Source organism: Bradyrhizobium sp. Mp27 (assembly GCF_029953005.1).
In the GTDB taxonomy this organism is placed as follows: Bacteria; Pseudomonadota; Alphaproteobacteria; order Rhizobiales; family Xanthobacteraceae; genus Bradyrhizobium; species Bradyrhizobium barranii.
Genome location: NZ_JASAUS010000236.1, coordinates 1 through 7,911 on the forward strand (window position 1 = coordinate 1; position 7,911 = coordinate 7,911).

The following is a 7,911-nucleotide window of genomic DNA, read 5'->3' on the forward strand; positions in this document are numbered from 1 at the left end:
TAGTCTCGGTCATGGCGTATCGCTCTCCTCGAGAGGTTCTGGCAGGCTCGTCACCCGCCTCGATACGCCGCCTTCCTCACACCGTCATCACCCAGATTCCGCCATAGCTCATGTAGGTTCCAGGTGTACGCTTAAAGTTCCGGACCAGCGTCGTCCCGTTACCCTCATCGGCTAGCGCCGGCACGCGGTACGTTCCCGCTCGCCGGATGTCGGTAACTACGCGTGCTTCGGAAAGAGCTTCTTGTATTCGTCAACGCTGGCCACGGCATGAACTTCGCCGTCCTTCATCACGCCTGCAGGAGGAAATGGAGGAAAATACATCGCACGAATGAATCGTTCGATCTTCTCACTTGGCCAGGTTACATCAATCAACCCTCCATGAGGTAACGTGCGCGGAAAGTAACTGCCATCCGCGGGCTGAACCAGGCCCGGATCTCCTGCAGCCACACGTTCGATGACAGTCTCGAGGCGCGCCATCGCTCTGACGATTTGACGATGAAACAGTGAGAAGGCTGTATCATTCGGGTGAATAGCCAGTTTCTCCTGCAATAGGATCGGCCCAGTATCGAACCTTTCGTCCATGCGGTGGAACGTGAATCCTGTTTCAGACTCGCCGTTGATGATAACCCAGGCAACCGAGTTGGTGCCGCGGTAATTCGGCAGCAGCGAGGGATGCAGATTGACAGCGCCGAGCGGCGCCAGCTCCAGAATCTGCTTTGGGATCAGGTTGCGGTAATGCAAGCTGAGAAGAACATCGGGAGCGAATGTCTTTGCCCAAGCCGCTGAGGACGGTGCTTTCGCGGGCTGCTCCCAAATCGAAATGCCGCGCAAAGCTGCGATCGCGTGTAGCCCCTGATTCCGGGAATCGTCCGCATGGGTGAGTACGGCGATCTGATCCGGAGACACGCCCATGCCAAATAGGGTCATGACCCCAAATTCTGCTGGTAGTCCGTATCCGGCAATCAAATAGCGCTTAGACGCAATCAGATCAGCCATGAGCTCTTTTCACCAGACATTCGCCGCTCTCGTCGGGTTTAGAGATACGATCTAAGATTCTTACGTAGTCCTCGACGACGTGCTGCCAAGTACGTCGACTGACCACGTCATCGTAAAACTTTTGCTGTTTGTTGTAGAGCTCCTCCCGATTGCAGATAGCCCATTCAATTCGCGATGCCATATCTTTCCAGTCATAAGGATCGAAGAACGTCATTTCCTGGATTTCGGGATCATTCATCACCTCTTCGGTGACGGCGATCCTCGACATGACCACCGGTGTTCCGACGGAAAGTGCCTCCGAGAATGTAAACGGAAAGCCACCCTCAGCGAGGCTCGGGTTGACCGCCAAAGTCGCGAGCTTGTAGCAAGCCGCCCATTCCTGGTTGGTCAAGCCGTGCAAGCAAAGGACGTCGTTCCGAAGGTTATGAGTATCGAGAAACTCGGACATCTCGGGCATTACCTCGGGCCTCCCTGTTAAGATGAGCTTAATGCCGAGATGGCGCTGCTTGAGCAAATACTTGTACGAACGCAGCAGATTGATAACGTTTTTGCTGGGACGGAATTGCGTTGGGTAGAACAAAAATGGGAACAAATCTGATCGGTCTGCAGGCGACCCCTCCGCGTTGATAGCCTTACGCAACGCAGATATGAACAAATCTCGGCACAGCGCGAGAGTGGCGGCGGTATCGTCTGGCGTTCCCTTTACCGTGATCAGGTCATCGATAATGTTCGCACCGTGTCGCACGACGTCAATCCTGCTAGCGTCAAGGTGAAAATGGTCAACCAAGGTTCGCCACTTGACGTCCTCGCTGTAGGTTACAAGGTGGGGACATGCCTTGATCGAGCTTTCGATCTGCCGGAACGTTGCCATAAGCCGGCCGTCCGCAGTCCCAAACCCGACAGGAAACTGCGTGAAGTGCACGTCGGGAACGCACATCAATCGCGGCCGCTTTATTGCGTTGAACTGGGGCCAGAACGCTGTTGGTGCAAACCATGCGCGGACATCGGCTCTCGACTCTGCGAGCCGAGCCAGCATCGCGGCCTCCGAATCCTCCATCAACCGATACAACCGTCGGATGAGCGCGCTGTGATGCGGCTGGCGGCTGAGCAAACTAAGGCTAACTACGTTTCTTAGGGGCAACGACGCGCGCGAGATAAGCTTGCTAGCCCAGCGCGAGCCAGCGCGCAGTATCTGGATGGCCACCAGAAAGGGGAAAGCTAGCGCCGTCAACAAAAGCGCTCCAGCGCCTACCAGGAGAACGACTGGAAGGCTTCGCGTGCTGACAAGCGTCTTGGTTATCAAGCGCGTCGCTGTTTTCCCTTGACGGCTAAGAGCGCTGATCAGCGCCTTCAGTCGACCGCGTCGCTGTCGATTTCGGAAGTTCAACCAGATCCTGTAGATTTGCAGGAACACTGGTTCGCTTTTTGGCGAAACAACCTCGAAGCTGTCTCGGTCAATATTGTTTGCGCGACAAAGATCATAAAGGCTGGAACGCACCCAGCTTGGACAGGCTATGACGAAACGAAGATCCTCTTGGCCCTGCGCTGCCTTCAGCAATTCCGCCAAATGCCGTCCAAGACCCTCGAATCTAAGATCGACTTGCGGTGGATAGGCAACGTAAATGCCATAGCGTTTCACAGGCATTCTTTCACCACGTCCCAGTAGCTTCTAGCGAGGCGCTCGAGCGAATGTTGGGCCAAACGATCCGCTGAGGGCAGCGATTGTCTTAGGACTGCCGCATCCGCCTCCATCTGCATTAAGCTTTCGGCCATGTTGTTCGGATCGGCAGGGTCCATCCACCGCAGGTTGAGAGAAAACGCATCGTTGAACTCACGCATGGCGGGATAGTCGCTGGATAGAGAGGGTACTCCTAGATGCGCAGCTTCGACGACACTGAACGTGCCATTGTCCATGCGCGCAGCGTGCCAAAGAAACTCAGACTGCGCGAGTCTCACCCGATAGAGCTGATCGGAAAGCTCCCCCAGAATTTTCATATTTCGTTTGAGCCCAGGACTACGACGGACAATCTCCGCCGAAGACCGCAAATACGGAATGTCGGGAGACAATAGCCTTTCAGTATCAGCCCCGGTCACGATACATTGCAGCTCGCCACCGAGGGCGTCGTAGTAGCGCGCCAAGGCACGAAACGCATTTTCATGGTTTTTGTGGAGCGCTACATTTGTCGTCCAAATAAAGAAGCGACGCTTTGGTCTTGCACTGACTGACACGTCGACATGATCGAACCTGGGCGCGAGAATAGGAAGGCGGCTAACTCGTTCCTCCCGTAATCCTGCATACTGAATGGCATCTCTGCGCGTGAACTCAGTTGTAACGATCACCCGTTCCGCGTGTCGCGCCGAACACAGAAAGCTCTCGTTCATGTCGCGGGGAAGAAAGTTCTCATATCTCTGCAGGTAGTCGAACACTACCAACGCGTATGGCCGCAGTGGAAGCAGCGGATGTACCAGCCTGTCCGAGACAAAAATCCACAAATCACAATCCATAAATTGTTGAATCTTGTCATCGGGAACCTGATAAACTGGAGCCGTTACATTTTGCGCGAGTCCTCCATAGATCGCTACGCGGGTCGCTTCGCTCAGAGGGAGCGTCTTCCACCAAAAGCTCCTTCGCTGGATGGACTTCGGAAGATCAAAGAAGTCTTCATCGCGATAGATATCAGGATTGTCGAGGTGAGCGAGCACCACCTCGATGTCCTCTCCCGCCTGCCGGCTCCCGATCTCAATGGCTTCGGCCAACATCTTCGCTCCGCGCAGCGTTCCTCCCCGGTACGCTATGGGAATGAAAATAGCCAAGCGCTTCCTTCTTCGCGGCTGGGCATAACGTTTTGCTTGGCTGAGATCGTGAGCGCGGCCAATTTTATCAAAGCCATCGCGCCAATGGGACGCGCAGTTCTCAGGCCGCATCGGCTCGAGCAGGACCAGCTGGCTTCGCCGCACGCTCTCGATGAATCTATCGTCCCCTTCCAAAACACGCCGTATCTTTTCGCGGGCCTCGGAGATAGACGTACAGCGTCCGGGCAACTTAGTACCGCCAAAACGATCAAGAACGCCGCCCGACATGAAAATCAGCGGCATTCCAGACTGGACAGCTTCAAATGGATGATAGTGAATGTGATTGGGTTCCTGACTGTGATAAAACATCACGGCCAGTTCACGCATGTTCCTGTCGTGCGTGGCCCGGTCAACAAACCCAAGTACACGCTTGTCCTTAACGGGGACAGGCTGAGCCCCACCGATAACATAAGAGAACTGCGAAAAGTTCTGAATGAAATCACGGTAAATCTCGTGAAAGTACTGCGTCGAGTTGATTCTGGGACATGCGAAGAAGATTCGCTTGTCGGTACCGCGCCATTCGGAGCTCTTGTTTTGAATCGAGAGTCCCACAGGCAAAAAGCAATTGCGCGACTTGATGAAATCGTCCTCGGTATCTGCCAAATGATCGTAACCTGCTCCAAACAGAAAGCGATGTGATATTTTCTTCAGAGTTTCGAACTCGCCGATTGTCAAATACCGGCGCAGCAAATTGCTGTAGGTCTCGCTTCCTGCGAGACCGAATGCATGAAGAACGATGACGCCCTTGAAGTTTCGTATCGCTGATCGAAGCTGATCCGGAAAAAATCCCACGAACATTACGTCGAAATGACGGTTGGCAATTTCCCAAGCCTCCTGCGAAGGAGATTTATACCAATTCTGCTGATTTAGAATTTGAAGCTCATGGGGCGCCAGGTTGAGCGTAGCGTCTTTCGAATAGTCGACATTCGCCGAGAGGTTTCCTTCATCATAGGGGAAGGATTTCGGGAGGAATATTTCAACTATTCCAAGACTCTCCATCTGAGGAATCTCGAATTTGCGCAGCGTCGTATGGTTCAACAGCCACATCACGCGCAGCGGACGGTCAGTCACACGTCACCTCCGACTAGTCTTCTGTATTCCTTGACGGCGGCCCCTGCCGGGCCGTCGAACTTCAGCTCTCCATGATGCAGGACCAGTGCGCGGTCGCAGATATCCAGCAACGCACGGAGATCGTGTGAGGCCAGAATCAGGATTTCAGAGGACTCAATCAACTTGTTGATACGCACTTTCGCGCGCTGCATGAACGTCACATCGCCCGCTCCGATCACCTCGTCGAGTAGTAGAATGTTGCCATGCACCATCGTTGAGATTGCGAAGGCGAGTCGCACCTGCATGCCGGCCGAATATGTCTTAATCGGATAGTCGATGAACTCGCCGATATCAGCGAAGGCAACGACCTCCTCTTCGACTGAACGCATGAATTTCGGACTCATTCCCAAGAGGAGGCCGCGGTAGAGAATGTTCTCGCGACCTGTCGCATCTGGCTCGAAGCCAAGGCTCAGGTCGAATAGCGATCGAACCGTGCCCTCGACGCGGCGTGACCCCGACGAGATCGGATACACTCCGGCCACCGCCTTGAGAAACGTGGATTTTCCCGCGCCATTGTGGCCGAGCAACCCGACGCGTTCGCCGGCGGTGATCTCGACGCTCACATTCTTGAGCGCATGAATGTCGTGGACTGGAGACTTGTGAGCTATCTTCGCTCCGGCAATGCCAGCAAGTAGCGCCTTCAGCGAGCGTTCTTTGAATGCTACCGCAGAATAATGGAGATTAGCACCGTCAAAGCGCACTATGTTGGTCATAGATAGAAGATAACCTTACGCTCTGAGCGCCTACCGATCAAAACAGCGAGCGCGAACGAAATCGCGATTGTGGCGCCGCACACAGCGAAATTTGCACTCGTCGGCCATTCGCCTCGCAGCAGGGGGGCTCGCACGACCTCCAGCAAATGATAGATCGGGTTATAGTCGATCAGTACATCCAATCCGCCGTCGCGAAAAAACTTCGCCTCGAAGTAGATAGGTGACACGAACCACATTGCCTGCATGATTAGACCAAGCGCATGTGGCAAATCGCGAAAGCGTGCCCCAATGTAGGCGAGGCAGGTCGCAAGAGGCCACGCGACAAGTAAGGCCAACGGAAAAATGAGAAGAGCTGCGCACCACGACCAGCCGAAATTGTGCGGCATGACGATGAGTACCCACCCGACTAAGCCGATACTCGCCATCATCAACACTATCAGGTTCGTGAGCGAGGTCCGCAACGTATAGATTGCCAATGGATGCTGGCATTGCTTGATGTACGCATCCGCCTGTACGAATGACAGGGAACCACCCATCAGGGTCGTCGTAAAGAATTCCCAGGTGATCATTCCGGAGAGGATATAGGGCGCGTAGTCGCCGATACTTTGCTTGAAAAGCTTACCGAAGACCACCGCGAGCAGCGCCGTCATGCCGAGCGGCTGTACCACCGACCATGCCATGCCCAGAAACGAACGCCGCCATCGTCCCCGCAAGTCGGACAGAGCCAGGTGCGTCCAAAAGTACCGGGATTGGTAGATGTCAGAGATGTACGCGAGCATCACCGGTCGATAGCATTGTGTGCAGCGCCGTACAACACTGCTTCGTCGCTCGGCGCTAGCGCATTAGGGACGCGCCGTCGACTTTTCAGGTGGACCGTCAACTCGCGCTCCCATGCTTCAAAAGAGGTCATGCCGGGCGTGCTCTCCGAAACCCGGAGCCCGCCATCACCTTTCATTGACCCCTTAACCGAAAAACGAACGAATTACTGCGCAAATTGTAGTGACGTTCTCTGGCGAGAGTTCAGGAAAGCTCGGAAGGTTTATACCTCTTGCACTCAAGGATTCAGCAATGGGGAGCGTCTCGTCGGTCTTGCAATGCGGAAGAGTGTGACAGGGGTGGAACAGGGGGCGAGTTTCGACGTTCGCTCCTTTCAACCAATCTCTGAGCGGTTGCCGAATACTCGGATCGTCGACAACAATCGAACACATCCAATATGAGTTCCTTGTATCGGGAGCCTCACCCAGCAACCTCAAAGGGAGTCCTTCGAGCCCCTGCTGGTACCACCCCGCAATTGTACGTTTCTTTTCCAGCACTTTCGTCGCATTTTCCAACTGCGCCAAACCAATCGCGGCGCAGATATTGGTCATCCGATAATTGTATCCGACTGCGTCATGCCAGTACTCGCGGTCCGGCGAAACAGCTTGGGTCTTAAGGTGATACGCTCGACCTAACAGATCCTTGTTCCTGGCAACCACCATGCCGCCTTCGCCGGTGGTAATGGTCTTGTTCCCAAAAAACTAAAAGTGGCGAAATCTCCGAACGTTCCGACGTGCCGGCCCTTGTAGTGAGTGCCAAAGGCTTCCGCGCAGTCCTCGATCAGGAAAAGCCCGTACTCGTCACAGATGCTAACTAGCTCATCCATCTGACACGCGTGGCCGTATAGATGAACAGCCATCAACGCCTTCGTGCGCGGGGTAATCTTGCGGCGGACATCCTCAGGGTCAATCTGCCATGTTTCCTCTAGCGAATCTGTGAAGACGGGCGTCGCACCGGCCTGAATAATAGTGTTCACGGAGGCAATGTAGGTCAGTGTAGGCACAATGATTTCATCGCCCGGAGCAAACCCAAGAGTCTCGAGCGCCAAATGAAGCGCAACAGTCCCGTTAGAAACGCTTGTAACGTACGGCGCTTGAATGAACTCACTGAATGCAGTCTCAAATCGGTCTACGAAAGCACCACGGGAGGATATCCAAGATCCATCTATGCATTCGATGACGTATTCTTTTTCTCTTCCTCCGAGAAACGGCCGATAAATTGGAAGAAATTCACTGACTGTTGCACTCGGCAACAGCCGTCCGTCTGCGACTTTGCGCTCCATACCCGATTGCCCCTGCCACGGTTAGTTTTTTAGCCCGTCTTATTCGCGAGAGGGCGCCTGAGAGGCTGGCGAGCGTGGTGTAAAGCGCTGATGCGGCGTAGGATTCGGTTGTGAAGCCAACCCCATCACCTCAACCGCGAA

5 protein-coding genes and 1 pseudogene are annotated in these 7,911 nt (G+C 54.3%); all 6 read right to left on the reverse strand.

Annotated elements, in window-relative coordinates; genetic code table 11:
• Nucleotides 1-216 precede the first annotated feature (216 nt).
• Complete coding sequence (locus QJT78_RS46360) at nt 217-996, reverse strand: methionyl-tRNA formyltransferase (protein WP_038953555.1); 780 nt, start codon at nt 994-996, stop codon at nt 217-219.
• Nucleotides 989-2,641, reverse strand: a complete 1,653-nt coding sequence (locus QJT78_RS46365; protein WP_080587056.1) for a glycosyltransferase — start codon at nt 2,639-2,641, stop codon at nt 989-991. The genes QJT78_RS46360 and QJT78_RS46365 overlap by 8 nt, the downstream gene beginning before the upstream one ends.
• On the reverse strand, nt 2,632-4,920 hold the full coding sequence (locus QJT78_RS46370; protein ID WP_281460679.1) for a glycosyltransferase: 2,289 nt from the start codon (nt 4,918-4,920) through the stop codon (nt 2,632-2,634). The genes QJT78_RS46365 and QJT78_RS46370 overlap by 10 nt, the downstream gene beginning before the upstream one ends.
• The gene (locus QJT78_RS46375) at nt 4,917-5,672 is read right to left on the reverse strand and encodes an ABC transporter ATP-binding protein (RefSeq protein WP_038953558.1); all 756 of its coding nucleotides are present in this window, start codon (nt 5,670-5,672) and stop codon (nt 4,917-4,919) included. Before QJT78_RS46375 ends, QJT78_RS46370 begins: the two co-directional genes overlap by 4 nt.
• Nucleotides 5,669-6,451, reverse strand: coding sequence for an ABC transporter permease (locus QJT78_RS46380; protein WP_038953559.1), 783 nt, complete (start codon nt 6,449-6,451; stop codon nt 5,669-5,671). The genes QJT78_RS46375 and QJT78_RS46380 overlap by 4 nt, the downstream gene beginning before the upstream one ends.
• A gap of 183 nt (nt 6,452-6,634) precedes the next feature.
• A pseudogene (locus QJT78_RS53355) lies at nt 6,635-7,770 on the reverse strand (DegT/DnrJ/EryC1/StrS aminotransferase family protein).
• Between the last annotated feature and the right edge of the window lie 141 nt (nt 7,771-7,911).

Bases quoted from the DNA above. Each gene is read 5' to 3' on its own strand.
- QJT78_RS46365 (WP_080587056.1), bottom strand. From the start codon at position 2,641: ATGCCTGTGAAACGCTATGGCATTTACGTTGCCTATCCACCGCAAGTC.
- QJT78_RS46375 (WP_038953558.1), bottom strand. From the start codon at position 5,672: ATGACCAACATAGTGCGCTTTGACGGTGCTAATCTCCATTATTCTGCG.
- QJT78_RS46360 (WP_038953555.1), bottom strand. From the start codon at position 996: ATGGCTGATCTGATTGCGTCTAAGCGCTATTTGATTGCCGGATACGGA.
- QJT78_RS46380 (WP_038953559.1), bottom strand. From the start codon at position 6,451: ATGCTCGCGTACATCTCTGACATCTACCAATCCCGGTACTTTTGGACG.